Annotated in this window: 26 protein-coding genes; 17 read left to right on the top strand and 9 right to left on the bottom strand. The window is 66.4% G+C overall.

Annotated features, from left to right (window positions below; genetic code table 11):
* Positions 1 to 82 precede the first annotated feature (82 nt).
* Positions 83 to 1,993, bottom strand: coding sequence for a 3-dehydroshikimate dehydratase QuiC (quiC, locus tag IB256_RS08185; RefSeq protein ID WP_192295764.1), 1,911 nt, complete (start codon positions 1,991 to 1,993; stop codon positions 83 to 85).
* 543 nt (positions 1,994 to 2,536) lie between these two features.
* Here quiC and IB256_RS08180 point away from each other — a divergent pair.
* The gene (locus tag IB256_RS08180) at positions 2,537 to 3,871 is read left to right on the top strand and encodes an MFS transporter (protein ID WP_151186998.1); all 1,335 of its coding nucleotides are present in this window, start codon (positions 2,537 to 2,539) and stop codon (positions 3,869 to 3,871) included.
* 143 nt (positions 3,872 to 4,014) lie between these two features.
* Here the strand turns inward: IB256_RS08180 and IB256_RS08175 are convergent, their stop codons facing one another.
* The 3 genes from IB256_RS08175 to IB256_RS08165 form a co-directional block, all read right to left on the bottom strand.
* Positions 4,015 to 4,428: a cupin domain-containing protein gene (locus tag IB256_RS08175; protein ID WP_192402051.1), complete on the bottom strand. Its 414-nt coding sequence runs from the start codon at positions 4,426 to 4,428 to the stop codon at positions 4,015 to 4,017.
* A gap of 257 nt (positions 4,429 to 4,685) precedes the next feature.
* Entirely contained in the window at positions 4,686 to 5,567 is an 882-nt protein-coding gene (locus tag IB256_RS08170) for a Dyp-type peroxidase (protein WP_192402049.1), read from the bottom strand.
* Positions 5,568 to 5,649: 82 nt separating this feature from the next.
* Positions 5,650 to 6,243 (bottom strand): DedA family protein, encoded by a 594-nt coding sequence (locus IB256_RS08165; protein ID WP_192295767.1) that lies wholly within the window; start codon positions 6,241 to 6,243, stop codon positions 5,650 to 5,652.
* A 383-nt stretch (positions 6,244 to 6,626) separates the two neighbouring features.
* Between IB256_RS08165 and IB256_RS08160 the strand changes: the two genes are divergently transcribed.
* Entirely contained in the window at positions 6,627 to 8,081 is a 1,455-nt protein-coding gene (locus IB256_RS08160) for a sodium:solute symporter family protein (RefSeq protein ID WP_192295768.1), read from the top strand.
* A gap of 271 nt (positions 8,082 to 8,352) precedes the next feature.
* Here IB256_RS08160 and IB256_RS08155 read toward each other — a convergent pair whose 3' ends face one another.
* A complete protein-coding gene (locus IB256_RS08155; protein ID WP_225601671.1) occupies positions 8,353 to 8,709 on the bottom strand; it encodes a GFA family protein in 357 nt (118 codons plus the stop codon).
* A gap of 177 nt (positions 8,710 to 8,886) precedes the next feature.
* On the opposite strand from IB256_RS08155, the gene IB256_RS08150 reads away from it, so the two are divergent.
* The 10 genes from IB256_RS08150 (at position 8,887) to IB256_RS08105 (ending at position 19,661) form a co-directional block, all read left to right on the top strand.
* A complete protein-coding gene (locus IB256_RS08150) occupies positions 8,887 to 10,086 on the top strand; it encodes an MFS transporter (protein ID WP_081520422.1) in 1,200 nt (399 codons plus the stop codon).
* 19 nt (positions 10,087 to 10,105) lie between these two features.
* Complete coding sequence (gene dkgB, locus IB256_RS08145; RefSeq protein WP_192295771.1) at positions 10,106 to 10,909, top strand: 2,5-didehydrogluconate reductase DkgB; 804 nt, start codon at positions 10,106 to 10,108, stop codon at positions 10,907 to 10,909.
* A gap of 58 nt (positions 10,910 to 10,967) precedes the next feature.
* Positions 10,968 to 11,993: a zinc-binding dehydrogenase gene (locus IB256_RS08140; RefSeq protein ID WP_192402047.1), complete on the top strand. Its 1,026-nt coding sequence runs from the start codon at positions 10,968 to 10,970 to the stop codon at positions 11,991 to 11,993.
* A gap of 177 nt (positions 11,994 to 12,170) precedes the next feature.
* Complete coding sequence (locus tag IB256_RS08135) at positions 12,171 to 12,953, top strand: SDR family oxidoreductase (RefSeq protein WP_192402045.1); 783 nt, start codon at positions 12,171 to 12,173, stop codon at positions 12,951 to 12,953.
* Between the two features lie 103 nt (positions 12,954 to 13,056).
* On the top strand, positions 13,057 to 13,962 hold the full coding sequence (locus IB256_RS08130) for a LysR family transcriptional regulator (RefSeq protein ID WP_081520426.1): 906 nt from the start codon (positions 13,057 to 13,059) through the stop codon (positions 13,960 to 13,962).
* Positions 13,963 to 14,062: 100 nt separating this feature from the next.
* The gene (locus IB256_RS08125; RefSeq protein ID WP_192402043.1) at positions 14,063 to 16,228 is read left to right on the top strand and encodes an FUSC family protein; all 2,166 of its coding nucleotides are present in this window, start codon (positions 14,063 to 14,065) and stop codon (positions 16,226 to 16,228) included.
* A complete protein-coding gene (locus IB256_RS08120; RefSeq protein WP_045207441.1) occupies positions 16,218 to 16,424 on the top strand; it encodes a DUF1656 domain-containing protein in 207 nt (68 codons plus the stop codon). Before IB256_RS08125 ends, IB256_RS08120 begins: the two co-directional genes overlap by 11 nt.
* The gene (locus IB256_RS08115) at positions 16,425 to 17,384 is read left to right on the top strand and encodes an HlyD family secretion protein (RefSeq protein WP_192295775.1); all 960 of its coding nucleotides are present in this window, start codon (positions 16,425 to 16,427) and stop codon (positions 17,382 to 17,384) included.
* A 137-nt stretch (positions 17,385 to 17,521) separates the two neighbouring features.
* Positions 17,522 to 18,139, top strand: coding sequence for a histidine phosphatase family protein (locus IB256_RS08110; RefSeq protein WP_192402041.1), 618 nt, complete (start codon positions 17,522 to 17,524; stop codon positions 18,137 to 18,139).
* 61 nt (positions 18,140 to 18,200) lie between these two features.
* The gene (locus IB256_RS08105) at positions 18,201 to 19,661 is read left to right on the top strand and encodes a mechanosensitive ion channel domain-containing protein (protein WP_192295777.1); all 1,461 of its coding nucleotides are present in this window, start codon (positions 18,201 to 18,203) and stop codon (positions 19,659 to 19,661) included.
* Between the two features lie 27 nt (positions 19,662 to 19,688).
* Here IB256_RS08105 and IB256_RS08100 read toward each other — a convergent pair whose 3' ends face one another.
* A complete protein-coding gene (locus IB256_RS08100; RefSeq protein ID WP_045207447.1) occupies positions 19,689 to 20,042 on the bottom strand; it encodes an SH3 domain-containing protein in 354 nt (117 codons plus the stop codon).
* Positions 20,043 to 20,081: 39 nt separating this feature from the next.
* The gene (locus tag IB256_RS08095; protein ID WP_225601670.1) at positions 20,082 to 20,789 is read right to left on the bottom strand and encodes a 2OG-Fe(II) oxygenase; all 708 of its coding nucleotides are present in this window, start codon (positions 20,787 to 20,789) and stop codon (positions 20,082 to 20,084) included.
* Positions 20,790 to 20,944: 155 nt separating this feature from the next.
* Between IB256_RS08095 and IB256_RS08090 the strand changes: the two genes are divergently transcribed.
* The 5 genes from IB256_RS08090 to IB256_RS08070 all read left to right on the top strand — a co-directional run bounded on the left by IB256_RS08090 (position 20,945) and on the right by IB256_RS08070 (position 23,411).
* On the top strand, positions 20,945 to 21,571 hold the full coding sequence (locus IB256_RS08090) for a class I SAM-dependent methyltransferase (protein WP_192402039.1): 627 nt from the start codon (positions 20,945 to 20,947) through the stop codon (positions 21,569 to 21,571).
* 119 nt (positions 21,572 to 21,690) lie between these two features.
* Positions 21,691 to 21,876, top strand: coding sequence for a hypothetical protein (locus IB256_RS08085; protein WP_192295780.1), 186 nt, complete (start codon positions 21,691 to 21,693; stop codon positions 21,874 to 21,876).
* 255 nt (positions 21,877 to 22,131) lie between these two features.
* Entirely contained in the window at positions 22,132 to 22,389 is a 258-nt protein-coding gene (locus IB256_RS08080; RefSeq protein ID WP_081517008.1) for a YjhX family toxin, read from the top strand.
* A 58-nt stretch (positions 22,390 to 22,447) separates the two neighbouring features.
* Positions 22,448 to 22,951: a GNAT family N-acetyltransferase gene (locus IB256_RS08075; protein ID WP_192295781.1), complete on the top strand. Its 504-nt coding sequence runs from the start codon at positions 22,448 to 22,450 to the stop codon at positions 22,949 to 22,951.
* 16 nt (positions 22,952 to 22,967) lie between these two features.
* Positions 22,968 to 23,411 carry a GNAT family N-acetyltransferase gene (locus IB256_RS08070; RefSeq protein WP_192402037.1) on the top strand — a complete coding sequence of 148 codons (444 nt, stop codon included), beginning with the start codon at positions 22,968 to 22,970 and terminating at the stop codon, positions 23,409 to 23,411.
* Positions 23,412 to 23,582: 171 nt separating this feature from the next.
* On the opposite strand, the gene IB256_RS08065 is transcribed toward IB256_RS08070, so the two are convergent.
* Both IB256_RS08065 and aqpZ read right to left on the bottom strand, forming a co-directional pair.
* Positions 23,583 to 23,981, bottom strand: coding sequence for a DUF2501 domain-containing protein (locus IB256_RS08065; RefSeq protein ID WP_192402035.1), 399 nt, complete (start codon positions 23,979 to 23,981; stop codon positions 23,583 to 23,585).
* Positions 23,982 to 24,053: 72 nt separating this feature from the next.
* Positions 24,054 to 24,740, bottom strand: coding sequence for an aquaporin Z (gene aqpZ, locus IB256_RS08060; protein ID WP_192295784.1), 687 nt, complete (start codon positions 24,738 to 24,740; stop codon positions 24,054 to 24,056).
* Between the last annotated feature and the right edge of the window lie 16 nt (positions 24,741 to 24,756).

Below are 24,756 nucleotides of genomic sequence, written 5' to 3'. Positions count from 1 at the left end.
GCAGGCGCCAGGGGCGCCTGCTGTGGTGAAGGGGTGCGCGGATTATGCGCGCCCCCGCACCCTTCAGGCAAAGCGTGGCGGCTCACACCTTGGGGCGGCGCGTGGTGCCGTTGCGCGCCTGGGCCATGGCCGCCAGGCGCACGGCAACGTTGGCCGCGCCGTAGCCGGCATAGCCGCCGCGACGCTGGATGATCTCGAAGAAGAAGCGCTCCTCGAAGGGCTCGGTGTACACGTGGAACAGCTCGCCGCCGCTGGCGTCGCGGTCGTAGAGGACGTTGAAGTAGGCCAGCTCGCTGAGGAACTCGTCGTCGAAGTCGAAGCGCGCAGCAAGATCGTCGTAGTAGTTGAGCGGGATTTCCAGCAGCGGTACCCCGGCGTCCTTCGCCCGCGCCACCTCGGCGAAGATGTCTTCGCAGGCGAAGGCGATGTGATGGACCCCGGAGCCGCGATAACTGGACAGCGCATGGGAGATCGCCGTGTTGCGGTTCTCCGAGATGTTCAGCGGCAACCGCACACTGCCGTTGGCGCTGCGCAGGGCGCGGCTTTTCACCAGGCCGTAGGGATCAGGCAGCACCACTTCGTCGTCGGCCTCGAAGTCGAACAGGCCCTTGTAGAAAAGCACCCAGCTGTCCAGCCCGTCCGCCGGCAACGCCATGGCCATATGATCGATGCGCTGCAACTGGCCGCTGGGTTGGGCGCCAGGATCGAGGTGGAAGTCGATGTCATAGATGGTGTGTCCGGCGGCGCGTTCTTCGACCAGATAGATCAGGCTGCCGTCCGGTGCGCGCACGGCGGGAATCTCCCGCTCGTTGGGGCCGACCAGCCCGCGATACGGCTGGCCCTTGTAGTCCTGCGCACGCTCCAGTGCACTGGCGGCGTCACGCACGCGCAAGGCGGTGGCACACAGTGACGGGCCGTGGGCCTCGAAGAAGCTGTGGCCGAAGGAATAGGGCTCGGCATTGAGCACGATATTGATATCGCCCTGGCGCAGCAGGCTCACCGCCTTGGAGCGGTGTTCACCGGCACGGGCGAAGCCCAGGCGCTCGAGCCAGTTACCCAGGCGCGCGCCGAGGGCCTCGTCGACGGCGAATTCGAGAAACTCCACACCCTCCAGCTGGCTGGCCGGCGGCGGCGCGAACAGGCAGTCGAGCTGCTCCTGCGGCGTGCCTTCGCCGATCAGGCGTTCGCGGGTCTTCTCTTCCAGGTACAGCAGCGAGCGCAGTCCGTCCGCGGCATTGGCGCGCGGCGGCGCGGCGCGGAAGCCGTCGTTGAAGATTTCCAGTGACAGCGGGCCTCGATAGCCGCTCTTCAGTATCGGCGCGAGGAAACCCGCCAGATCGAACTCGCCCTGGCCGGGGAAGTTGCGGAAATGCCGGCTCCACTCCAGCACGTCCATGGCCAGGACCGGCGCGTCGGCCATCTGCACGAAGAAGATCTTCTCCCCCGGAATCTGCGCGATGCCCGCCGGGTCGCCCTTCAGCGAGAGGGTGTGGAAGCTGTCGAGAATCACGCCCAGCGCCGGGTGATTGACCTCGCGCACCAGGTCCCAGACCTGCTGCCAGGTGTTCACATGGCGGCCCCAGGCCAGGGCTTCGTAGCCCACGCGCAGGCCACGGGCGCCGGCGCGCTCGGCGGCCAGGCCGAGGTCTTCGAGGAGGAATTCGCGCTCGCCCAGGGAGTCGGCGGCAACGTTGCTGCACATCAGCACCAGGTCGGTACCCAGCTCCTGCATCAGGTCGAACTTGCGCTCCAGGCGGTCGAGGTTGCGCGGCAGGCGGTCGCGGCGGCAGCCCTCGAAGTCGCGGAACGGCTGGAACAGGGTGATCGCCAGCCCCAGGTCGGCGCAGACCCGGCGCACGTCGCGCGGGCTACCGCCGTAATACAGGAGATCATTCTCGAAGATCTCCACGCCATCAAAACCGGCGGCGGCGATGGCTTCGAGTTTGTCCGGCAGGGTTCCGCTCAAGGAAACGGTGGCGATCGAACGTTGCATTTCTTTGACTCCTGCCGGGTGTGCTGAGGGGCTTGTTGGAATCGGTCTCCGGCTGAGTCTGATTATTCTGGCGGTCCGGGTTGCCGGCAATTTAAAGTGTACTAACTGGTTAGTTTTGTGTTCGATTACCGAACCAAAGGCCGTTTATCGAATTGACGCTGTTCCAGCCGCTGCTCAAGATTTAGCCACGTCGACGCAATCCGGCTGTTCTCCAGCCACCTGCCTTTGCCTGGAGAAGTCCCCCAAAAGCCGCTGCGAGATGGCCTGCGTGTCATCCATAACAATTTCAAGAACGGGTAAATGCTCATGTACCTCCCCAACCCTCGCCTCGCCGCCTCCATCCCCCACCGGAAAACCGTCCTGGCCCGCCTGATGCCAGGCCTGTGCTGCTTGTTCGGGCGCAGTCGCGCGCACTGATTTTCGCCAGCCACCGCACGTCCTTGTGTCAGTCCACGCCGATCGGCGGCGGACCACGCGCAATGCCTGCGGCACGACAATAATTCCTGAGGCTGCGCGTCAGCCCGATAACGGATGGCCCCGATCATGATCCATACGCAATCCGCTCCCCTCGCTGCGGTCGCCCCGCACGGTTCCTCCTTCTTCGGCAAGGTGCGTGGCGCCATGGCCGTCGGCAAGGTGCGCTGGGGCATGCTCGCCCTGGTGTTCTTCGCCACCACCCTGAACTACATCGACCGCGCCGCGCTGGGCGTGATGCAGCCGGTACTCGCCGAGAAAATGGCCTGGACGGCCATGGATTACGCCAACATCAACTTCTGGTTCCAGGTCGGCTATGCCATCGGCTTCGTGCTGCAGGGCCGGCTGATCGACCGCATCGGCGTGAAGCGCGCGTTCTTCTTCGCCGTGCTGCTGTGGAGCTTCGCCACCGGCGCCCACGGCCTGGCCAGTTCGGCGGCCGGCTTCATGGTCTGCCGCTTCATCCTCGGCCTGACCGAGGCGGCCAATTACCCGGCCTGCGTGAAGACCACGCGCCTGTGGTTCCCCGCCGGCGAGCGGGCCATGGCCACCGGCATCTTCAACGCCGGCACCAACGTAGGCGCCATGGTCACCCCCGCCCTGCTGCCACTGATCCTCGCGGCCTGGGGCTGGCAGGCGGCGTTCCTGTGCATGAGCGCACTGGGCTTCGTCTGGGTGGTGCTGTGGAGCCTGAAGTACTTCAACCCCGAAGAACACCCGACGGTGAAGCAGAGCGAGCTGGACTACATCCAGGAAGCCGACGAGCCGCCAGCCGAGCGCGTGCCCTTCTCCGCCATCCTGCGCATGCGTGGCACCTGGGCCTTTGCCCTGGCCTACTCGCTGACCGCGCCGGTGTTCTGGTTCTACCTCTACTGGCTGCCGCCGTTCCTCAACCAGCAGTACGGCCTGGGCATCAGCGTCACCCAGATGGGCATCCCGCTGATGCTGATCTGGCTGACCGCGGACTTCGGCAGCATCGGCGGCGGCATCCTCTCGTCCTGGCTGATCGGCCGCGGTATGAACTCCATCCATGCACGTCTGCTGTCGATGTTCATCTGCGCCTGCGCCATCATCGGCGTGATCTTCGCTGCCAAGGCCAGCGGCCTGTGGGTCGCGGTGGCCGCCATCGCCCTGGGCGTGGGGGCGCACCAGGCCTGGACGGCGAACATCTGGAGCCTGGTGATGGACTACACGCCCAAGCACCTGATGAGCACGGTATTCGGCTTTGGCGGCATGTTCGCGGCGATTGGCGGCATGTTCATGACCCAGATCGTCGGCTACATCCTCACCGCGACCCACAACAACTACGCGATCCTCTTCACCATCATCCCGACCATGTACTTCCTGGCCCTGGCCTGGATGTTCTTCATGGCCCCGCGCAAGGTGCCCGGCGCTGCGACCTGACTCTCAAACTGCGTAGGGCGCATAACCTGGAACAGGATATCCGCCAGGTCTTGTGCGGCGGATAACGCTGGCGCGTTATGCGCCCTACGGGTCGAGGCAGTGACGAAGAACCCCGCCAATCGGCGGGGTTCTGCGTTTTGCGCTCACTGCTTCAGCGGTGTCAGCACCGGGGCCTTCTCGTCCAGCAGCATCCACACCAGCAGCTTGGCCGGCTTCTCGTTGCTGGCGTTGCGCGAGACCAGGTGCGGCGTGTTCGGCGCCTCGTACCAGGACTGGCCAGCCTGGTAGGTCACCGGTTTCTGCCCCTCCAGCTGGGAGATCACCGCGCCTTCGAGCACGTAGGCGAACACCGAGCCGCTGTGCACGTGGGCCCCGGAAGACTGACCGGGGGCATAGGAGACCGTGATCATCAGCCCCTTCTTGCCCGCCGCGTCGGGGAGCTTGTGCTCCTGCTGGACCTCAATCTTTTCCTGGGTGGCGTCGTGGGCGAAGAGCGGCAGGCTCAGGGCCAGGCCGAAGCCGGCGAGGAGGCATTTCAGGGAAGTAGTGGCAGGCATGGCGGCGTTCTCGGCAGTGGGAAGGTGAGTCCACGCTACGCCCGGCGGCCAGTAGGGCCAACAGCCAATTCGGCGGAAGATCGGGGTGCCATTGAGGTCGCCGGCGGGTTTGTGCCACACCGGCTTCGCGGGCGTGCCCCGCTTCTACAACAGCACGCGGCCCCCTGTAGGAGCGGGCCATTCCCGCGATATGGCCGCGCAGCGGCCACAAAAAAAGCCCCGCACTACGGAGGGGCTTCGGCTGCGCGGCGGCAGAATCAGCCCAGCAACGCGCTCAGGTCCAGCAGCCCATCCTTGCGCGGCGGGCACCAGTAGTAACCGCCCGTCAGCGGCCGGCTGAAGCGGTACAGCGCGTCGGTGATGCCGTCTTCCAGCCCGCTCATGCGGCGCAGCTGCACTTCGAAGGCATCCAGGGTGCAGCCGAAGGCGAGGAACATCAGCCCGGCGTCCTGGCCGTGGGTCCAGGGCATGGAGCGGCGCACGATGAAGGCTTCCGGCTCGAAGCTCTCTTGGGCGGTGCGCTTGACGTGGGCGGATTCCGGCGCGTCGTCCAGCTCCTCGTTGTCGCTCAGGCGACGCCCCATGATGTCGTCGCGCTCGTGCTGCGGCAGCGCAGCGAAGTCCTGCAGTTGGTGGCGCCATTGCTGGATCGCGGCGAAGCTGCCACCAGACAGGCCGGCGTCGCCCTCAATGATGGCGGCGGCGATGGCGTCGTCGTCCTGCGGGTTTTCAGTGCCATCTTCGTAGCCGGTCAGGTCGTGGCCGCTGCCATGGCGGAAAGCCTCGGTCAGGCTACCCAGCTCCAGCGCCGGAGCCAGCAGGGCCTGGGCTTCCTGGGTGCGCAGGAGCAGCTCGCCACGCTCCTCGCCACGCAGCCAGACCCACAGGGCATGCGGGGTGGACGGGTTGTCGACGCCCACGCCCGAGATCGCCGGGAACTCGCGAAGCCCGTCGATGCGGCGGCCCAGCGCACGCACCAGCGACTCGCCGAAACCGACCACCGCGCGTTCGCCATCGGCGAACTGCATCAGGCGATCCAGCGCGGCGGGCAGGTCCTGCAGCGACTTCAGATCGAAGAACAGATGGCGGGCGTGGGCGGGAACCGGGGTGGCGAGAATGCCGGGCTGGTAAAGGCTCATGACAGCGTCCTTGAACGAAAGAGCGGCGATTCTAATCGCGCTGCGCGCGAATCCAAACCGCTCTGTATCAAGGACTTGGCGATCAGTTCGCGGATGTGCCCTGCTTGCGCTTGTGCCGATGCCGCCCGTAGCGCCACAACGCCAGGCCGCCGAACACCAGCAGCACCGCGACGAACACCGGCAGACGGTACGGCCGCAGGTTGCCCAGCCACTGTTCCAGCAACTCGCCGGCCCAGTACCCGACGCTGGCGAACAGCAGCGCCCAGCAGAAGGCGCCGAGCAGGTTGATCAGCAGGAAACGCAGTGGCCCTACCCGGCTGGCGCCAATCAGCAACGGCCCGGCAAGGCGCATGCCGTAGAGAAAGCGCACCGCGAAGATCGACAGGTGCGGATAACGCTCGATCAACCCGGTGGCCCGTTCGATGGCCAGCCCATGCCGTTGCAGCCAGGGCACGGCACGGTCGCCCGCCCGGCGGCCGCCCCAGAACAGCAACTGATCGCCCAGGGTGCCAGCCAGCGTCGCCCAGACCACTACCGGAGTGAAGCCGAGCAGCCCCTGGTGCGCCGCGATGCCCGCCAACAGCAGCATGGATTCGCCCTCCAGCAGGCAACCGAGGAAAAGCACCGGATAGCCGTAGCTGGAAAGCAGTTGAGCGAGGTCGAGATGCTCGAACATGAAGGTCCTTCGAAAACGTGCTGTGCCAAGAGCCTAGCGGCCTGGCGAATGTTCTGCTTATCGAACATGGTCTGTAAAAAATAAACGACTAACTGGTCAGTCAGGATCGTTAGCAACCAATCAAATCAATCCTTTAACTGCGCCATTCGTCTTGAGATGTAATTTTTTTCGCTCATGAGCAATTCAAGTGTTTGACATATTTGACGGATTTGGCAGACTGCGGCCCGTTGTCGCAACTGGTTACGTTTTTCCGGCTCCCACTGCCTGGTGCACCGGATGACCTCGGCCGCGCAACCCAACAAAAACAACTTTGTCAGTCGTGGCCCACCTGCCCGAGCTTCGTCTCGGCAGTACGGTTCCCGGCGAGCCAACGGAACGAACAAATGCTGATCTGGTTTGTAGCGGTGTATCTGGTGATCACCGTAGCTGTCGGTTTCTACGCCACCACCCGCGTGCACAACTCCTCGGACTATGCCGCCGCTGGCCGGAGCATGTCCTTCCCCCTCGTCGTGACCATGGTGTTCGCCACCTGGTTCGGCTCCGAAGCCGTGCTGGGCATTCCCGCCACCTTCCTCGAAGAAGGCTTCGCCGGGATCATCGAAGACCCCTTCGGCTCCTTCGGCTGCCTGATGCTGGTCGGCGTCGTCTTCGCCCGCCCGCTGTACCGCCTGAACCTGCTCACCATCGGTGACTTCTTCCGCAAGCGCTTCGGCCAGCACGTGGAAATCTTCACCAGCCTGGTGATCATCATTTCCTACATGGGCTGGGTCGCCGCGCAGATCACCGCGCTGGGCGTGGTCTTCAGCGTGCTCTCCGACGGCGGCATCACCACCACCCAGGGCATGATCATCGGCACCATCATCGTCCTGCTGCACACCCTGTTCGGTGGCATGTGGTCGGTGGCGCTGACCGACTTCCTGCAGATGATCATCATCGTCTGCGGTCTGTTCTACCTGGTCTGGCTGATCGGCGACATGGCCGGCGGCCCGGTCAACGTGATCAGCCACGCCGCCAGCGAAGGCAAGTTCACCTTCCTGCACGGCACCTCGGCCAAGGACATCGTCGCCTTCCTCGGCGCCGCGGTGACCATGATGTTCGGCTCCATTCCGCAGCAGGACGTGTATGCCCGCGTGATGTCGGCCAAGACCGAGACGATCGCCAAGCGCGCCACCATGACCGGTGCCTGCTGCTACCTGGTCTTCTGCATGCTGCCGATTTTCCTGATCTACGCCGCGCAGATGATCGAGCCGGAGATGGTCAAGCACTGGCTGACCGAAGACTCCCAGCAGATCCTGCCGCGCCTGATCCTGGAGCGTACCCCGCTGTTCGCCCAGATCATGTTCTTCGGCGCCCTGCTCTCGGCCATCATGTCCTCCGCCTCGGGCGCCCTGCTGGCCCCGTCGGTGACCCTGACCGAGAACATCGTCAAGCACTTCCTGCCCAACATGAATGACCGCCAGGCCCTGCTGGCCATGCGTTGCAGCGTACTGGCGATGACCGTCGCCACCTGCCTGTTCGCCCTGCTGTCCAACGCCAGCATCTACGAGATGGTCGGCAACGCCTACAAGGTGACCCTGGTCGCCGCCGTGGTGCCGCTGTTCTTCGGCCTGTTCTGGAAGCGCGCCACCACCCAGGGCGCCCTGACCGCCATCGCCTGTGGCCTGATCGGCTGGGTATCGCTGGAACTGGGCCACCAGGAAGGCGACTTCTGGCCGCCGCAGCTGGTGGGCCTGATCTGCAGCGCCCTGGGCATGATCGCCGGCTCCCTGGCCCCGCAGTTCAGCCAGCACCGTGGCGAGAGCGTGTCGGAGATGGCCGCCGCTGCCGCTGCCAACTGATCACGCAATAGATAAAGAAGAAGCCCCGCCTTGTGCGGGGCTTTTTTGTGGGCATCCGCCTCGCACGGAACGTAGGCCCATAGCCCGGAACGGGTTATCCGCCGATTGCCTCAAGGCGGATAACGCTGACGCGTTATATGCCCTCCGGCCCTGCTGCAGATGCAGGGACATCGATGGGTATCGCTGCGCTCCACGCCATCCTGCGTTGGTGCTTCGCCGCAGTACCGGTGCAAGCGGGGAATCTGCTTGCGGGCAAAGCCCGCTGCAGGCTCTAACCGGTCACGGTAGTCATGCTCTTGCCGTCTACCCGCCGCAACGGCAGCGACTCCGGGTCGAAGCCGTCGATGCAGCAGGCATTCACACTGAGCAGCGCCGGATTACTGCGGCGCTGGTGGTAGACGTAGATGCCGCAAGTTCCGCAGAAGTAATGCAGCGCGACGCCGCTGTTCCAGCGGTACAGGTGCAAGGCCTGATCACCGCGGGTCAGGCGGAAGCTGTCCTTCGGCACGGTCGCCATCAGGGCGTTGCGCTTGCCGCACAGCGAACAGTCGCAGCGCACCAGCTCATCGAGCTCCGAGTCGAAGGCGAAAGCCACCGCGCCGCAGTGGCAGGTGCCGGTGTAATGCATGGCTGAATCCTCCTCGGGGATGCCCTTCATCGCTGCCCCTCATGAATACATCAGCGTAGACACCCGAGTATTCGTGACTCCAACTCAACTATCCTTTGCTGTTTACCACGTTTTTCTCAATGACTGACTTCCGGACAATGCCTCCCATCGCATCCCATTCGTCCGGAGCCCCACACCATGCCCCTCGCACTCCTGGCGCTGACGCTCAGCGCCTTCGCCATCGGCACGACGGAGTTCGTCATCGTCGGCCTGATCCCGACCATCGCCACCGACCTGGGCGTCACCCTGCCCTCCGCCGGCCTGCTGGTCAGCCTCTACGCCCTGAGCGTCGCCATTGGTGCACCGCTGCTCACCGCCATGACCGGGCGCATCCCGCGCAAGGCCTTGCTGGTCGGCCTGATGGCACTGTTCACCCTCGGCAACCTGGTGGCCTGGCAGGCACCCAGCTACGAATCGCTGATCATCGCGCGGATCCTTACCGGCCTGGCCCACGGTGTGTTCTTCTCGGTCGGATCGATCATCGCCACCAACCTGGTGAGCAAGGACAAGGCCGCCAGCGCCATCGCCACCATGTTCAGCGGCATGACCGTCGCCTTCGTCACCGGTATCCCGCTGGGCACCTTCATCGGCCAGCACCTGGGCTGGCGCGTGACCTTCCTGGTAGTCGCCGCCTTCGGCGTGGTCGCCCTGCTGGGCAGCCTGCTGTTCGTGCCGAAGAGCATCCAGCATACCCCGCCGGCACCACTGCTGCGCCAGGCCCGCGTGCTGCTGCAACCGCGTCTGCTGCTGGTCTATGCGATGACTGCAGTGGGCTACGGCGGCTCGCTGATCGCCTTCACCTTCCTCGCGCCGATCCTCCAGGACCTGGCCGGTTTCAGCCCGAACATGGTCGGCGCCGTGCTCCTGGCCTACGGTGTCTCGGTGGCCATCGGCAATATCTGGGGCGGCCGCCTGGCCGACAAGCGCGGCCCGGTCAGCGCCCTGAAGATCATCTTCGGCCTGCTCGCTTCGGTACTACTGGTGCTGACCTTCACCGCCGGCAACCCGTGGTTGGTGGTGCTGACCGTGCTAGCCTGGGGCGCAGTGGCCTTCGGCAACGTGCCCGGCCTGCAGGTGTATGTCGTGCAACAGGCCGAGCGCGTGGCGCCGGATGCCGTGGACGTGGCCGCCGGCTTCAACATCGCCGCGTTCAACCTCGGCGTAGCTGGCGGTTCCTGGGCGGGCGGTCTGGTCGTCAGCCACCTGGGGCTGGGCCACACGCCCTGGATCGCCGCCGTCGTCACCCTCGCCGCCTTCGGCCTGACCGCCCTGAGTGGCCGTCTGGACCGCAGAAATTCCATGGAACCGGCCGCCGCTGGCGCGGTTCCCACTCACTGATCGACCAAGGAGACTTCCCATGAGCGTTCCCGCATTCGGCCTCGGCACCTTCCGCCTCAAGGGCCAGACCGTCATCGACTCCATCCGCACCGCGCTGGACCTGGGCTACCGCGCCATCGACACCGCGCAGATCTACGGCAACGAAGCCGACGTCGGCGAGGCCATTGCCGGCGCCAGGGTCAAGCGTGACGAGCTGTACCTGACCACCAAGATCTGGACCGAGAACTATGCTGCCGACAAGCTGATCCCCAGCCTCAAGGACAGCCTGCACAAGCTGCGCACCGACCGCGTCGAACTGACCCTGATCCACTGGCCCTCGCCCAAGGGCGAAGTCCCGGTCGGCGAATTCATGGGCGCCCTGGCCGAAGCCAAGGCCCAGGGCCTGACCGGCGAGATCGGCGTCTCCAACTTCACCATCGCGCTGATGCAGGAAGCCGTCGCCGCCGTGGGCGCCGGCCAGATCGCCACCAACCAGGTGGAACTGCACCCGTACCTGCAGAATCGCAAGGTCGTCGATTTCGCCAAAAGCCAGGGCATCCACATCACCTCCTACATGACCCTGGGCTACGGCAAGGTGCTCAGCGACGAGGTAATCATCGAGATCGCCCAGCGCCACGGCGTCACCCCGGCACAGGTCACCCTGGCCTGGGCCATGCAGCTGGGCTACTCGGTAATCCCCTCGTCCACCAAACGCGAGAACCTCGAAGGCAACCTGCGCGCCGTCGACCTGCGCCTGACCGACGCCGACATGGCCGCTATCGCCGCGCTGGAGCGCAACGAGCGCATCACCAGCCCGGAAAGCCTGGCACCGGCCTGGGATTGATTCATCGCTGCCTGACAGCCGCCCTTCGGGGCGGCTGTCCCGTTTCCAAGGAGTACTCATGAGCGCCCCCGACCATACCCGTGCAAACGACTACGCCGCCTGGACCTGGACGCCCGGCGCCAGCCTCGACGGGCTGAGCCTCGCCCGCCTGCCGGTGCCCACGCCGGGTCCGGACGAAGTGCTGGTGGCCAACACCGCCATCGCACTGAACCCGGTGGACTGGAAGATGATCGACTGGGGCCGCGACGACTGGCAGCAAGGCCAGGTGCCCGGCGTGGATGGTGTTGGCATCGTCATCGCAGTGGGCAGCGAGGTAAACCTGCGCGCCGGTACCCGCGTCGCCTACCACCAGGCGCTGACCCGCGGCGGCAGTTTTGCCGAATACACCCTGCTGCGCGCCCGCGCCGTCTACCCGGTTCCGGACTCGCTGGACGACGCCACCGCCGCCAGCCTGCCCTGCCCCGGCCTCACCGCCTGGCAGGCGCTGGACAAGCTGCCGGCCTGCAACAACCGCGACGTGCTGGTGACCGGGGCCGGTGGTGCAGTCGGCTACCTGCTGGCGCAACTCGCCCTGCAACGCGGCCTGCGCGTGTGGGTGACGGCCTCGGTGAAACGCCGCGAGCACCTGCTGCAACTGGGTGTCGCCGGAGTCTTCGACTACCGCGACGGCCAGTGGACCCAGCACCTGCTCGAAGCCCTCGGCCCGCGTCGCCTGCACGGGATCTTCGACACCATCAGCGGTAACCACGCCGCCAGCCTTGCCCCGCTGCTGGGCTACAACGGCCACCTGGTGTGCATCCAGGACCGCCAGGAAGGCGCCCCGCTGCCGGCTTTCAGCACCGCCATCTCGCTGCATGAAGTGGCGCTCAACAGCATCCACGCCCACGGCGAAACCCTCGACTGGCAAGAGCTGCGCGCCGGCGCAGAGCATTTGATGCAAAGCGTCGCCAGCGGCCAGTTGCAGGCGCCGGCGAAGCGGTTCTTCGACTTCGCCGAGCTGCCAGAAGCACTTCGCCACTTGAAGTCCGGCGCAGGCAGCGGTAAATCGATCAGTCGCCTGCCGGCACCGATGGTCATCGCCTGACCGGACCGCTTCGGGGTAAAGCCGAATCTCCATCTGGCAGGATGAACACGTCTTGGGATGGCGTGGAGCGCAGCGATACCCATCGATGCCGTGCACCCGCCGCATGGGTATCGCTGCGCTCCACCCATGCTACAAGAGCGCCCCCCGGACAACCCTCAGAACGAACAGGAGAACATCATGGATCTGGGCATCAAGGGCCGTTGGGCCGTGGTCTGCGCCGCCAGCAAGGGCCTCGGCAAGGGCTGCGCCCTGGCGCTGGCCCGCGAGGGCGTGAACCTGGCGATCAACGCCCGTGACGTCGACACCCTCGCCGCCACTGCCGCCGAGCTGCGCCAGCTGGGCGTGGAAGTGCGCGAAGTGGCCGGCGACATCAGTCAGCCGGAGGTGCGCGCCGCACTGGTCGCCGCCTGCCCGCAGGTGGACATCCTGGTCAACAACGCCGGCGGTCCCCCGCCCGGGGATTTCCGCGACTGGGAACGCGAAGACTGGCTGCGCGCCCTGGAGCTGAACATGCTCACGCCCATCGAGCTGATCAAGGCCACCATCGACGGCATGGCCGAGCGCGGCTTCGGACGCATCGTCAACATCACCTCCGGTTCGGTGAAAGCGCCGATCGCCACCCTGGGTCTCTCCAACGGTGCGCGCAGCGGCCTGACCGGCTTCGTCGCCGGCGTTGCACGTCAGCCGCAGGTAGCGGGCAACAACGTGACCATCAACGGCCTGCTGCCCGGCTCCTTCGACACCGACCGCCTGCGCAGCGGCTTCCACCGCGCGGCGACCCTCAGTGGCCGCGACGAAGGCGAACTGGTGGATGCGGGCAAACAGGAAATCCCCGCGGGGCGCTTCGGCAGCGCCGAGGAGTTCGGTGCTTTCTGCGCCTTCCTCTGCAGCGCCCATGCCGGCTACCTGACCGGGCAGAACCTGCTGCTCGATGGCGGCGCTTATCCGGGCACCTACTGAAATACCCCGCACCGGTTGCTTTTCGCAGGAGCGAGCAAGCTCGCTCCTGCGATCACTTCCCCAAGCTCTACAATTCCCCCGCCGCTCCCGAACAGGCCTGCCGATGAAAGCCCACTCCGACGAACTCAAGACCTTCGCCACGGTGATCGACTGCGGCTCCATCACCGCCGCCGCCGAACAGCTGGGGCTGACGCCCTCGGCGGTGAGCCGGGCGCTGTCGAAGCTGGAGGAAAAGCTCGGCACCACCCTGCTCAACCGCACCACGCGGCGCATGAAGCTGACCGAGGAAGGCGAATTCTTTCTCGAGAACGCCCGCCACATCCTTGAACAGATGGACGCCCTGGAAGAACGCCTGGCCCTGCGCCAGCAATCCCCGGCCGGGCGCCTGCGGATCAACGCGGCGTCGCCCTTCATGCTCCACGCGGTAGTGCCGCATATCGGCGCCTTCCGCGAGCGCTACCCGGACATCGAGCTGCAGCTCAACACCAACGACCTCAACATCGACCTGCTGGAACAGAGCACCGACATCGCCATCCGCATCGGCCATCTCGCCGACTCCAGCCTGCACGCCCGTCCGCTGGGCAGCAGCCGCCTGAACCTGCTCGCTGCTCCCCAATACCTTGAGCGCCACGGTACCCCGACCAACCTGGAAGAGCTGCTCGGCCACTCGCTGCTGGGCTTTACCCAGCCCGAGGCACTGAACGTCTGGCCGATCCGCCACGCAGGGGGCGACACCCTCACGGTCGACCCGTCGCTGTCCGCCTCCAGCGGCGAGACCTTGCGCCAGTTGGCCATCGGCGCCCAGGGCATCGCCTGCCTCGCCAGCTTCATGACCTGTGACGACATCCGCGCCGGGCGGCTGGTGCGCGTGCTGCCGGAGATGACCAGCGAGCGCCGCCAGCCGATCCACGCGGTGTACTACCGCAACTCGCAGCTGGCGCTGCGCATCCAGTGCTTCCTCGACTTCATCCAGGAGCGTCTGGCGCAGTCGCTGCACGCCACCGGCTAAGCCAAGAAATTTCCCACAGCCGGAAAACCTCGACCACACTCAACAGGGTTCGCGACGCTCCACCGCCGGGGCGTCTTCCCGCAGAGATCGAGGGCCTGGCATGTCACCCATGCTGCTGTACCTGCGCGCCATCATCCATCCTGGCCGCGATACCCTGCTGTTCGCCCTGCGCACCGTGCTCGCGGGGCTGCTGACGCTGTACCTGGCGTTCCTGCTCGACCTCGACCAGCCCAAGTGGGCGACCATGACCGTGGTGATCATCAGTACCCCGCTGGCCGGCATGACCCTGCAGAAAAGCTTCGCCCAGGTGATCGGCACCACCATCGGCGCCATGGTCGCCGTGGCCATCATGGCGCTGTTCCCCCAGGCGCCACTGCCTTTCATCGTCACCCTCGCGCTCTGGCTGGCGCTCTGTACGGCCGGCGGCACCCTGATGCGCTTCACCTACTCCCACGCCTTCGTCCTCAGCGGCTTCACCGCGGTGATCGTCGCGCTGCTGGCCCAGCCGGCGCCCGAATCCACCTACACCCTGGCCATCACCCGCGTCACCGAAACCCTGCTGGGCGTTGCCTGCGTGACCCTGGTCAGTCTGTTCTTTGCCCGCCCGCAGAGTGTGGCGCGCGGCTATTTCGCCAAGGTCGACCAGTTGATCCGCCTGATTGCCGTGCACGCCGCCGCGGTGATCCGTGGCGAGGAGCTGGAGGAAGACTTCCAGCAACGGCAGAAGCAACTGCTGGGCGAGATCGCAGCCCTGGAAATGCTGCGCCGCCACCTGTATTTCGACGCCCCGCGCCTGCGCGGCGCCGATGAACTGGTGCAGCAACTGGCCAACCAACTGGTGCTGATGACCTCGCGCCTGGCCATCCTGCGGCGCCAGCGCAAGTTGATCGAAGCGCGCCTGAGCGGCCCGCTGCCCGAATCCGTGCGGCGCCTGCGCGAGGATGAACTGGCCTGCCTTGCCGAGCTGGCCGAGTTCGGCCGCGACCTGCCCGGCGCCACCCGCAAGCGCATCACCCAGCTGCGCCAGCGCTTCGACGCCGCCGCTCGGCAGGCGGAAGAACTGGCCGACGGCCTGCCCACGTCACTGCGTTCACTGGCCTGGGCGCTGCGCTTCGAGCAGGCGCGGTTGATGCAGCAACTCGATGAGATGATCGAGCTGAGCGAGGCGATTCAGGAAGGCCGCCCCGGCAGCAGCTCCTATCCGCAGAGCCAGGCCCACGCCCTGCACCTGGACTTTCACCTCGCCGCGATGAACGCCACCCGCGCCTTCGTCGCGCTGTGCTGCGCGGGCTGGATCTGGATCGAGACCGCCTGGGACGGTGCCCGCGCCGGGATGATCCTGATCGGCATCCTCTGCTCCCTGCTCGCCACCTTCCCACGCCCACTGATGGCGAGCCTGGCCTACATGCGCGGGCTGGCGATGGCGCTGGTGGCGGCGGCGCTGCTGCAGTTCCTGCTGCTGCCCAGCGTTGGCGACTTCGAGATGCTCGCGCTGTTCCTCACGCCGCTGCTGTACGTGATCGCAGTCGGGCTGGCCAACCCGCAGACAGCCGGGATCGGCATCGGTCTGGGCTTATCGACCTTCCTGCTGGTCGGCCCGCAGAACCAGGGCGCGTGGATCAACACCTCGCTGCAATGGTTCGAGTTCGCCGGCGGCTACGTCAGTGCCGGTGTGCTGGCGTTGCTGGTCTACGCCTGGGTGTTCCCCTTTGACGCCGATGCGCGTCTGCGCCGCCAGTCGCGCCGCACCCGCGCAGAGGTGCGCTCGGTACTGCTGTCCAAGCCCAGCGAAGCTCGCCGCTTCCTGTTCGAGAGCCGCATGGTGGATCGCCTGGCGATCATGCTCGGGTTGTTGCCGGCGGCGCGCGACAGCCAGTCCGGCGAACGCTTCCAGTGCAGCCTGGCGAGCATGACGCTGGGCGTGGTGCTGCATCAGTTGCGCCGCGAGAGCCTGAACCCCAACGGCCTGCCGCAAGCCCTGCGCGAGCGGCTGTCGCTGCTGCTGGATGAACTTGCCGCCTGCCTCGACCAGCCACCCGCCGCGCCGCTGCACCGGGTACTGCCGGCCATCCGCGAGCTGGGCAACGAGCTGGACGAGCTGCAAAGCCACGGCAACTACCCCAGCGGCGATGCCATGCGCCCGGTGTTCGTCAGCGGCGTCGCACTGCTGGTGGCCGCCGACCTGCTGGATCGCTTCCGTGACCTCTACGGCGAATCCGCCGACCTCCACGACGACCACGGGGAAGCCGCGCTGCATGCCCGTTGATATCGAACTGGGCGGGGTCTACCTGCCGCCGCTGGCCCAGGCGCTGCTGCTGGCCCTGCCGATCTTCCTGCTGCTGGACTGGAGTCTGCGTCGCCTCGGCGTCCTGCGTCTGGTCTGGCACGAAGCGCTGTTCGAAGGCGCGCTCTATGCCTGCATCTGCGCAGGCCTGATCCTGCTCATGGGAGCCCTGCACTGAATGGCCAGCCTGCGCAAAGCCCTGCCGCCGCTGATCACCCTGGCCGTGGTCGCCCTCGCCCTGATCCTCGGTTACTTCGCCTGGACCTACTACACCCGCGCGCCCTGGACCCGCGACGCCCGCGTGCGCGCCGACGTGGTGACGCTCTCGGCGGACGTCACCGGGCGTATCGTCGAACTGCGGGTGAAGGATAACCAGCACGTCAGCAAGGGCGAACTGCTGCTGAGCATCGACCCGGCGCGCTACGAGCTGGCGGTGCTGCACGCCGACCGCGCAGTGGAAGTTGCCCGCGCCGCACTCGGCCAGTCCCAGGCGGCCATCACTGCCAACCAGGCGCTGTTGCAGCAGCGCCATAGCGAGGAAGTCCGCCGCCGGGCGCTGAAGGCGCGTTCGGCGATCTCCAACGAGGAATGGGAGAAGGCCCAGACCGACGTCACCGTGGCCGAGGCCCAGCTGCTGCGCGAACAGGCCAACCTGGGCCTGGCGCAGGCCAATGTGGCGCTCTCCGAGGCCGCGCAGAAGCAGGCACGCCTGGACCTGGAGCGCACCCAGGTGGTGGCGCCGGTGAACGGCTACGTGACCAACCTGCTGACCCGCGCCGGCGATTACGCAACCGCCGGCCATTCACTGGTGGCGCTGGTGGACAGCGACTCCTTCTACGTCGGCGGCTACTTCGAGGAGACCAAGCTGCCGCGTATCCGCGAGGGGGATCGGGTGGACGTGCAGCTGATGAGTGGCGAGCGCTTCGACGGTCGCGTCGAGAGCATCGCCTTCGCCATCACCGACCGCGAGAACGTCGCCGGCGCGCGGCTGCTGGCCAACATCAACCCAAGCTACACCTGGGTGAAACTCGCCCAGCGCATCCCCGTGCGCATCGCCATCGCCCCGGACTACAAGGGCCGCGACCGCCTGCGCGCCGGCACCACTGCCACCGTCAGCGTGGTCGAAGGCGCTCGCTAGACCCCGATCTTCCGATGGGCAGGGGGAACTTTCATCACCGCCCCGTCATCAACCCATCGCGTGATTGTCACCCGCCCGGTGCAGCATGCATTCAGCTTCCCGCATCCCGCGCGGACGCCTGCGCACGAGGATGACCCTTGCCCCGCCTTCGCCTTCTGGCCGCTTTCCTGCTGACCTGCACCACTCTCGCCCTGGTGGCCTGGCGCTCGCTGCCCACGCCACTGGAAGACGTGCCGAGCAGCAGCCTGTTCGCGCAGAACTGGGCCCGCGGCGGGGTCGTCCTGCTGGTGCGTCACATGGAGCGCTGCGACCGCTCCACCGCCGAATGCCTGGGCGCCGCCGACGGCATCACCGCCCGCGCCGCCGCCCTCGCCCGGAGCATGGGCGAGAGCATCACCCGCCTGGGCCTGACCGCCACCGACATCTACAGCAGCCCGGCCAACCGCACCGTGCAGACCGCCGACCTGATGTTCGACCGCAACGTGGCGCGCCAGGACTGGCTGCTCACCTGCAAGGACGGCGACCTCGCCGAGCAGATCCGCCAGCACAAGGCCGCGCACCGCAACCTCGTACTGGTCACCCACAGCGAATGCTTCGACCTCCTGCGAGAGAACCTCAAGGTGCGCGAGACCGACACCCCCGAGTACGGCAGCGCTCTGGTGCTTTTCGACGAGAGCGAACCCAAGCTGCGGATCGCCGGTGAAGTCGAGACCGATGAGTGGCTGACGCTGGTGGACTCGCACAACCCGAGCTGAGGCCGCTGCCAGAAAACGCTTTCTGTGCCATCTTCTTGCGATCGTTCCAAGGAGAGGCTCGATGCCCGCCCTGCTCACTGCCCACCCGCTGTTCGCCGCCCCCGTCCTGCTGCTGATCGACCTGCTGCTCTGGCGGCTGGTCGGCCCGGCCCATCCGCACTGGCGGCTGGCCACGCGCATCCTGTGCTTCCTGCTGTTCAGCCTGCTGCTGTTCAACGCCGGAATGAACCCGCTGCGCGCCGCACCCTGGCCAGACGACCTGCCCAGCCACATGGTCGCCACTGCCGTGCAGATCTTCTGGTGGCTGTTCGCCGCGCGCTGCCTGACGGTGGTGCTGGGCTTCCTGCTGGTGCAACGCATTGGCCACGGCGGTCGGTTGCTGCAGGACGTGGTCGGCGCGCTGATCTTCCTGGTCGCCATCATCGCCGCCGCCGGCTACGTGCTGGAGCTGCCGGTTAAGGGCCTGCTGGCCACTTCCGGAGTGGTTGCAATCGTCCTCGGCCTGGCGCTGCAGAGCACGCTGAGCGACGTGTTCTCCGGCATCGTGCTGAACACCACCAAGCCCTACCAGCTGGATGACTGGATCTCCATCGACGGCATCGAAGGCAAGGTCACCGAGATCGACTGGCGCTCCACCTACCTGCAGACCTCCCAGGGCACGCTGGCGGTGGTGCCCAACTCCCTCGCCGCCAAGGCCAAGGTGCTCAACCTGAGCCGTCCGGCGAACCTCTACGGCGTCAGCGTGAGCCTGACGGTCAGCCCGCACATCCGTCCGCGCAAGGTGCTGGATGCCCTCGAACACGCTCTGGGCGGCTGTCGCGCCCTGCTCGCCAGCCCTGCGCCGACGGTCAGCATGCGCAAATCCGAACCCGATGGCGCGGAGTACGAAATGAATGGCTTCGTCGCCGCCATGGGCGAGAAGCGCGAGGTGCGCAACCAGTTGTTCGACCTCGCCTACCGCCACCTGCAGGCCGCAGGCATCAACCTGCTGGCCGAGGCCGACGCGCCGATGCGCGAGAGCGCCTCGCGGGCACGAGCGCTACTGGTGCGCTCGGGCCTGTTCGATGCGCTGCGTGACGAGGAGCGCGACGAACTGGCGAACCGCATGCAGCGCCGGCCCTTCAAGCGCGGGGAAGTACTGCTGGCGCCGGGGGATGTCAGCGACCGCCTGCTGATCATCGACTCCGGCGTGGTCAGCGTCACCCTGCCCCACGAAAGCCAGACCATCGAGGCCGGCCGCATGGGGCCCGGCGAAGTGTTCGGCGAGGCCGGCGTGCTGACTGGTTCGGCCTGGCAGGCTGAGTTCACCGCGATCAGCGATGGCGCCGCCTACTACATCGACAAGGAAACCCTCGCCCCCTGCATGGAGGCGCGCCAGGAGATCGCCGAGGCCATGGGCCGCCTGCTGGACTTCCGCCAGAAGGCCAGCGCCGCGCTATTGGTGGAGCAACCCACGGTGGTGCAGCAGCGCGGGCTGATGGCCTGGCTCAAGCAGCACACCGGACGCCGCTACAAGGCCTGACTCCATTGCGGATCAGGCGTTGCCAGATCAGGCGCTGACTTCCTGCAGGCAATCCAGCGGCACCCAGCCGGCCTCGCCACCGGAGCGGACGCACCAGAGCCAGCCGCCCAGCTCGCGGCCGCCTTCGAGGCGCTCGCCGACTTCGACGTCGAGTTCGCGGGCGGTGTAGTCCTCCATCGCCACCCCCGCGCCCGGCGCAGTCATGTTGAAGACCTGCGCCGGCACCCAGCCCTCGCGCTGGCCGGGCGTGGAGCAGAAGTACCAGTCTTCCCAGCCCTCGGCGCCTTCATAACGTTCACCGACGAACAGCGGTGCGCCCTTGGCGAAGGTGATGGGCGCGGGGTACTCGCTGCGGTGACGCTGAATCACTTCGTAGTGCATGTCGATCTCCCGGTTCCCTGGACCGATCCATGCTACTCCTCACAGCGCATCATGGAAGATCACCCCGAGGGTGAAGCGCTCGCCGGTAGGCAGGCGACTGACGCCATGGCGCAGGTTGACCCGGTAATAGCCACGCAAGCCGGGCACCGGGCGCTGGGCCACGGCAAACACCACGGCATCGCCCTGCCACAACGGCACCACGGTCGCCCGCGACTGCAAGCGTGGGCGCTGCTCGGTGAGGACGAATTCGCCACCCGAGAACTCCTCGCCCGGCCGAGACAGCAGGATTGCCATCTGCAGGGGGAAGGCCAGTTCCCCGTAGAGGTCCTGGTGCAGACAGTTGTAGTCGCCAGCACGGTAGCGCAACAGCAGGGGCGTCGGCCGCCGCTGGCCGGCGGCGTGGCATTGGTCGAGGAAGCTGGCATGCTCCGGCGGGTACTGGATGCCGGTGCCCATGCGCTCCTGCCAGGTGTTGGCGATGGCCCGCAGCGGCGGATAGAAGGCTTCGCGCAGCTCCTGCAGCGGTGCCGGCAAGGGATAGGTGAAGTAGCGGTATTCACCGAGGCCGAAGTTATGCCGGGCCATGTTCACGCGGCCGCGAAACGGCGCGTCCTGGTCGTACAACGCGCGAATTGCCTCGCACTGGGACTTGTCGAGCAGGCCGGGGATCAGCGCATGGCCATCGGCGTCGAGTTGGCGGGTGAGTACGGGCCAATCCAGGGCGCACGGAGTTCGGGAGAGGGACATTCTGGCGATCCATGATGGCGATGCCCCAGTCTGGGACCGCCCCCTTGCCATCCGCGCCCCAGAACCGACTTTCAAACTTCCCTGTAGGAGCGGGCCGCTTACCGTGACGCATTGTAGAATCACAGGCATCCCCCCCCCCCAGACCGACGACTGCCATGAGCACCGAAGACCCGATCCTGCGCGATATCTCCCGCGTCACCCTGCAGCACTATCAGGACAGCGCCCAGTCCTTTCGTGAGGGTACCTGGAACCACGACGTCACCCAGAACATCGCCGCATTGCTGCGGCACATCCAGGGCGAGGCGCCGTTCGTGCTGCTCGATCTTGGTTGCGGTCCGGGGCGCGACCTGTGCGAGCTGAAACGCATGGGGCATGCACCGGTCGGCCTGGACGGCTGCGCCGACTTCGTCGCCATGGCGCGCGAGGCCAGCGGCTGCGAAGTCTGGCAGCAGGATTTCCTCGCTCTCGACCTGCCCGTCGAGCGCTTCGACGGCATCTATGCCAATGCCAGCCTGTTCCACGTACCGCGCAGCGAGCTGTCGCGTGTGTTGCGCCAACTGCATGGGGCGCTGAAGCCGGGTGGCGTGCTGTTCAGCTCCAATCCGCGCGGGGAGAACCAGGAAGGCTGGAATGGCGGGCGCTACGGCTCCTACCACGACCTGCAGAACTGGACGCGCCTGTTGGAAGACGCCGGTTTTCGAGAGCTGGAGCACTACTATCGCCCGGCGGGCCTGCCGCGGGAGCAGCAGCCCTGGCTGGCGAGCGTTTGGCGCAAGACCTGACGTCGGTCCTGCCGGCTCTGGTTCTGGTTCACCAACCCCGCGCGGTCCGCCTCCCTGAGGCGATCCCGCAGCTGCGCGACGAGCACACGCAATGCCCGCACCAGCCACGGCGAATGCGCATGACCTGGCTGGACGGCTTCGTCACCGTGCTCGAACTGGCAGGGCAAAGTCTGGGTTCCGCTGGACGACCTGCCAACCCTCACTCGCGTCAACGACAAGCCAAAGGGTCCGCCCGGTTTCTGGAAGCGCTGAGTGGCCAGCCGATCCGCAGCAGCCTCGTCGCCCGCGCGCTCCAGAGCCGGTGACGAGCAGCCTGTTTGAAAGACGTGGCAACAAACGCCGGGTTGATCGGCCTCGGCCGTCGCACCTAGAATCACCGGGCTCGATTACCGGGCATCCTTTCTGATCCGTTGAGACAGGCTTCATGTTGGAGATAGCAGTAACCCGATAACCCCTTCGCCTTGCCGACAAGGCGGGCCGGTTATCGATGCGCACAAACACTGGCAGACACCACCTCGTGTCTGCGGTTTCTACGCACCTACTGCATTCAGGTTTCCATCATGAATATTTCCAGACCGGAACAACGGACTCTGCACGTCCTCGCCAAGGGCGGCCACATTTCCTTCCAGCGCGACGACGCCGGGCGCGTCGTCTTCGTCGAGTGCTATACCCGTGACGGGTATGTACTGGCCGACTGCACCCTGGCTGTCTTCAGGAAGCTCAGGGACAAGCGCCTGATCATCTCGCGTGGCGGCTCACCCTACCGGATCAACGCCACAGGCCTGGGCGCCGTGCGCCCACAACTGGACAACCGCTGACCCACCAATGGCCGGGCCGGCTTCGCGCGCCCGGCCACCTGCACAAGGGAACTACACCATGCCTTACGAGATTCGCCTGGAACGGCCCGAAGACGCCGCCGTCATTGCCGAAGTAACCACCTCCGCCTTCGCCGTGGCCGAGCACAGCAACGGTGCCGAGAGCGCCATCATCGACGGCTTGCGCGCAGCCGGTGCGCTGAGTATTTCCCTGGTCGCCACGGTGGATGGCGAGGTCGTCGGCCACGCGGCTTTCTCGCCCGTCACCCTGGACGGCGCGGACCTCGGCTGGTACGGGTTGGGGCCGGTCTCGGTACGGCCCGACCTGCACGGCCGGGGCATCGGTGCGGCGCTGATTCGCGCCGGACTGGAGCGCCTTAACGCCATGGGCGCGAAAGGCTGCGTGGTACTCGGCGACCCGGCCTATTACCCGCGCTTCGGCTTCCGCCGGGACCCGGCGATCCAGTACGCGGGCGTGCCGCCGGAATACTTCATGGCACTGTCGCTGGACGGCTCGAAAGCCGCCGGACAGGTTGCCTACCACAGCGGTTTCTCCGCCACCTGAAGACGAGAACAGTCGCATGCCGCTATCGATCCGCCCCGCCACCCCGGCGGACATAGACACCCTCTTCGATATCCGCACCAGCGTGCGGGAAAACCACCTCAGCCGCGAGCAGATGGCCGAGCTGGGCATCACGCCGCAGGTGCTGGCCGAGGCCATTGAATCTGCGCCTTGCGCGTGGGTCGCCGAGGTCGACGGTATTACCGGCGGCTTCGCCATGGTGGATACCGAAGAGGGCGAACTCTTCGCCCTCTTCGTTCGCCCGGAGTGCGAGGGCCTGGGCATGGGTCGCCTGTTACTGGCGGCGGCCGAGGAGCAGTTGTTCCGCGAGCACGGGAGTATCTGGCTGGTGACCGATGGCGGCGACGGCATTCGCGCCAACGCCTTCTACCGCCGCCACGGCTGGCAAGTCGCCGAGCGCGTGGATGAACGGGATGTACGGTACGAGAAGTCTCGAGTCTGAGCCTGAACTCTCACTGTAGAAGCCGGCCCTGCCCGCGATCCGCCGGCAGGTCAGGCGGCGGATCAAACAGCTGAATGTCAGGCGAACGTCATCATTGTTTCCAGACAGCGCCTTACCGGTGCTGTGCGCGGGCGTGGCCCGTTCCTACAGCAGGGCCTCCCCTGCAACCGTTCAGAGCAGCGACTTGCCCTGGCTGAGGACCTTGTCGCACACCTGCTTGGTGACCTTTTCCTTGATGCCGCTGCCGGACAGGTCGAGGCTCTTGCCGTCGTTGCCGGTAAGGATGCCCTTGGCGCCATCCTTGTAGCCACTGTCGCTGGTGGTGGTGTTGCCCGGCAGCTTACCCAGGAGCTTGTCCTTCACCTGGGTGGCAGCGTCGGCGTTGAGGTAATTGTTCTTCGCGCAATACTCCAGCAAGCCGGCAACGTTGCTGCTGCTGGACGACGCGGATGGCAGACTGCCAAGGCCGCCGAGCTGGCCGGCGACATCGCCGAGGGAGGCGGCCTGGGTCATCGACCAGGGCAGCAACGCGGCGGTGAGGACTGCGGGAATCAGTTTGCGGGCATTCATGGGATTCTCCTGTTCATGGGGCGCTCCTGGTTGCGTCCGACGCGGCACGAAGCGCCACTGCGAGTGTAGACATCAACGGCCACGGACTACCCGATAGACCAGCGCGCCCAGGCTACCGCCGGCCAGCGGGGCCAGCCAGAAGGCCCAGAGCTGCTCCATAGCCCAGGGGGCGGCGTAGAAGGCCACGGCCAGGCTGCGGGCCGGGTTAACCGAGGTATTGCTGACCGGAATGCTGATCAGGTGGATCAGCGCCAGCGTCAGGCCGATGGCCAGCGGCGCAAAACCCGCCGGGGCGTCACGGTCGGTGGCGCCCATGATCACGAAGAGGAACACGGCGGTCATGATCACTTCGCAGAGCAGTACCGCCGCCAGGCTGTAGCCACCCGGCGAATGCTGGCCGTAGCCATTGGCGGCGAACCCTGCGGCCGCATCGAAGCCCGCAGTGCCACTGGCGATCAGGTACAGCGCGCCACCGGCCAGCAGGCCGCCGACGATCTGTGCAAGGATGTAGGGCAGCACGTGTGCCGCCGGGAAGCGCCCGCCGAACATCAGGCCGACGCTCACCGCCGGGTTGAGGTGGCAGCCGGAGATCGGCCCGATCGCGTAGGCCATGGTGACGACGCTCAGGCCGAACGCCAGTGCCACGCCGAGCAGGCCGATACCGTGGCCGCCGAAGTTGGCGGCGAGGACGGCGCTGCCGCAGCCGCCCAGGACCAGCCAGAAGGTGCCGATCAGCTCGGCCGCAAGTTTCCTGTACATGATTACCTCCGTGGAA

The sequence above is a fragment of the Pseudomonas sp. PDM17 genome (genome assembly GCF_014851985.1).
Classification (GTDB): Bacteria; Pseudomonadota; Gammaproteobacteria; order Pseudomonadales; family Pseudomonadaceae; genus Pseudomonas.
This window is presented reverse-complemented; position numbering and strand designations above follow the sequence as displayed.

What these genes read in the sequence shown, in the direction of transcription:
- IB256_RS08105 (WP_192295777.1), top strand. Translation starts at nt 18,201, where the DNA reads ATGCCCGCCCTGCTCACTGCCCACCCGCTGTTCGCCGCCCCCGTCCTG.
- IB256_RS08130 (WP_081520426.1), top strand. Translation starts at nt 13,057, where the DNA reads ATGAAAGCCCACTCCGACGAACTCAAGACCTTCGCCACGGTGATCGAC.
- IB256_RS08095 (WP_225601670.1), bottom strand. Translation starts at nt 20,789, where the DNA reads ATGTCCCTCTCCCGAACTCCGTGCGCCCTGGATTGGCCCGTACTCACC.
- IB256_RS08090 (WP_192402039.1), top strand. Translation starts at nt 20,945, where the DNA reads ATGAGCACCGAAGACCCGATCCTGCGCGATATCTCCCGCGTCACCCTG.
- IB256_RS08180 (WP_151186998.1), top strand. Translation starts at nt 2,537, where the DNA reads ATGATCCATACGCAATCCGCTCCCCTCGCTGCGGTCGCCCCGCACGGT.
- IB256_RS08075 (WP_192295781.1), top strand. Translation starts at nt 22,448, where the DNA reads ATGCCTTACGAGATTCGCCTGGAACGGCCCGAAGACGCCGCCGTCATT.
- aqpZ (WP_192295784.1), bottom strand. Translation starts at nt 24,740, where the DNA reads ATGTACAGGAAACTTGCGGCCGAGCTGATCGGCACCTTCTGGCTGGTC.
- IB256_RS08155 (WP_225601671.1), bottom strand. Translation starts at nt 8,709, where the DNA reads ATGCATTACACCGGCACCTGCCACTGCGGCGCGGTGGCTTTCGCCTTC.
- IB256_RS08175 (WP_192402051.1), bottom strand. Translation starts at nt 4,428, where the DNA reads ATGCCTGCCACTACTTCCCTGAAATGCCTCCTCGCCGGCTTCGGCCTG.
- IB256_RS08115 (WP_192295775.1), top strand. Translation starts at nt 16,425, where the DNA reads ATGGCCAGCCTGCGCAAAGCCCTGCCGCCGCTGATCACCCTGGCCGTG.
- IB256_RS08085 (WP_192295780.1), top strand. Translation starts at nt 21,691, where the DNA reads ATGACCTGGCTGGACGGCTTCGTCACCGTGCTCGAACTGGCAGGGCAA.
- quiC (WP_192295764.1), bottom strand. Translation starts at nt 1,993, where the DNA reads ATGCAACGTTCGATCGCCACCGTTTCCTTGAGCGGAACCCTGCCGGAC.
- IB256_RS08100 (WP_045207447.1), bottom strand. Translation starts at nt 20,042, where the DNA reads ATGCACTACGAAGTGATTCAGCGTCACCGCAGCGAGTACCCCGCGCCC.
- IB256_RS08070 (WP_192402037.1), top strand. Translation starts at nt 22,968, where the DNA reads ATGCCGCTATCGATCCGCCCCGCCACCCCGGCGGACATAGACACCCTC.
- IB256_RS08160 (WP_192295768.1), top strand. Translation starts at nt 6,627, where the DNA reads ATGCTGATCTGGTTTGTAGCGGTGTATCTGGTGATCACCGTAGCTGTC.
- IB256_RS08170 (WP_192402049.1), bottom strand. Translation starts at nt 5,567, where the DNA reads ATGAGCCTTTACCAGCCCGGCATTCTCGCCACCCCGGTTCCCGCCCAC.
- IB256_RS08065 (WP_192402035.1), bottom strand. Translation starts at nt 23,981, where the DNA reads ATGAATGCCCGCAAACTGATTCCCGCAGTCCTCACCGCCGCGTTGCTG.
- IB256_RS08080 (WP_081517008.1), top strand. Translation starts at nt 22,132, where the DNA reads ATGAATATTTCCAGACCGGAACAACGGACTCTGCACGTCCTCGCCAAG.
- IB256_RS08120 (WP_045207441.1), top strand. Translation starts at nt 16,218, where the DNA reads ATGCCCGTTGATATCGAACTGGGCGGGGTCTACCTGCCGCCGCTGGCC.
- IB256_RS08150 (WP_081520422.1), top strand. Translation starts at nt 8,887, where the DNA reads ATGCCCCTCGCACTCCTGGCGCTGACGCTCAGCGCCTTCGCCATCGGC.
- IB256_RS08125 (WP_192402043.1), top strand. Translation starts at nt 14,063, where the DNA reads ATGTCACCCATGCTGCTGTACCTGCGCGCCATCATCCATCCTGGCCGC.
- IB256_RS08135 (WP_192402045.1), top strand. Translation starts at nt 12,171, where the DNA reads ATGGATCTGGGCATCAAGGGCCGTTGGGCCGTGGTCTGCGCCGCCAGC.
- IB256_RS08140 (WP_192402047.1), top strand. Translation starts at nt 10,968, where the DNA reads ATGAGCGCCCCCGACCATACCCGTGCAAACGACTACGCCGCCTGGACC.
- dkgB (WP_192295771.1), top strand. Translation starts at nt 10,106, where the DNA reads ATGAGCGTTCCCGCATTCGGCCTCGGCACCTTCCGCCTCAAGGGCCAG.
- IB256_RS08165 (WP_192295767.1), bottom strand. Translation starts at nt 6,243, where the DNA reads ATGTTCGAGCATCTCGACCTCGCTCAACTGCTTTCCAGCTACGGCTAT.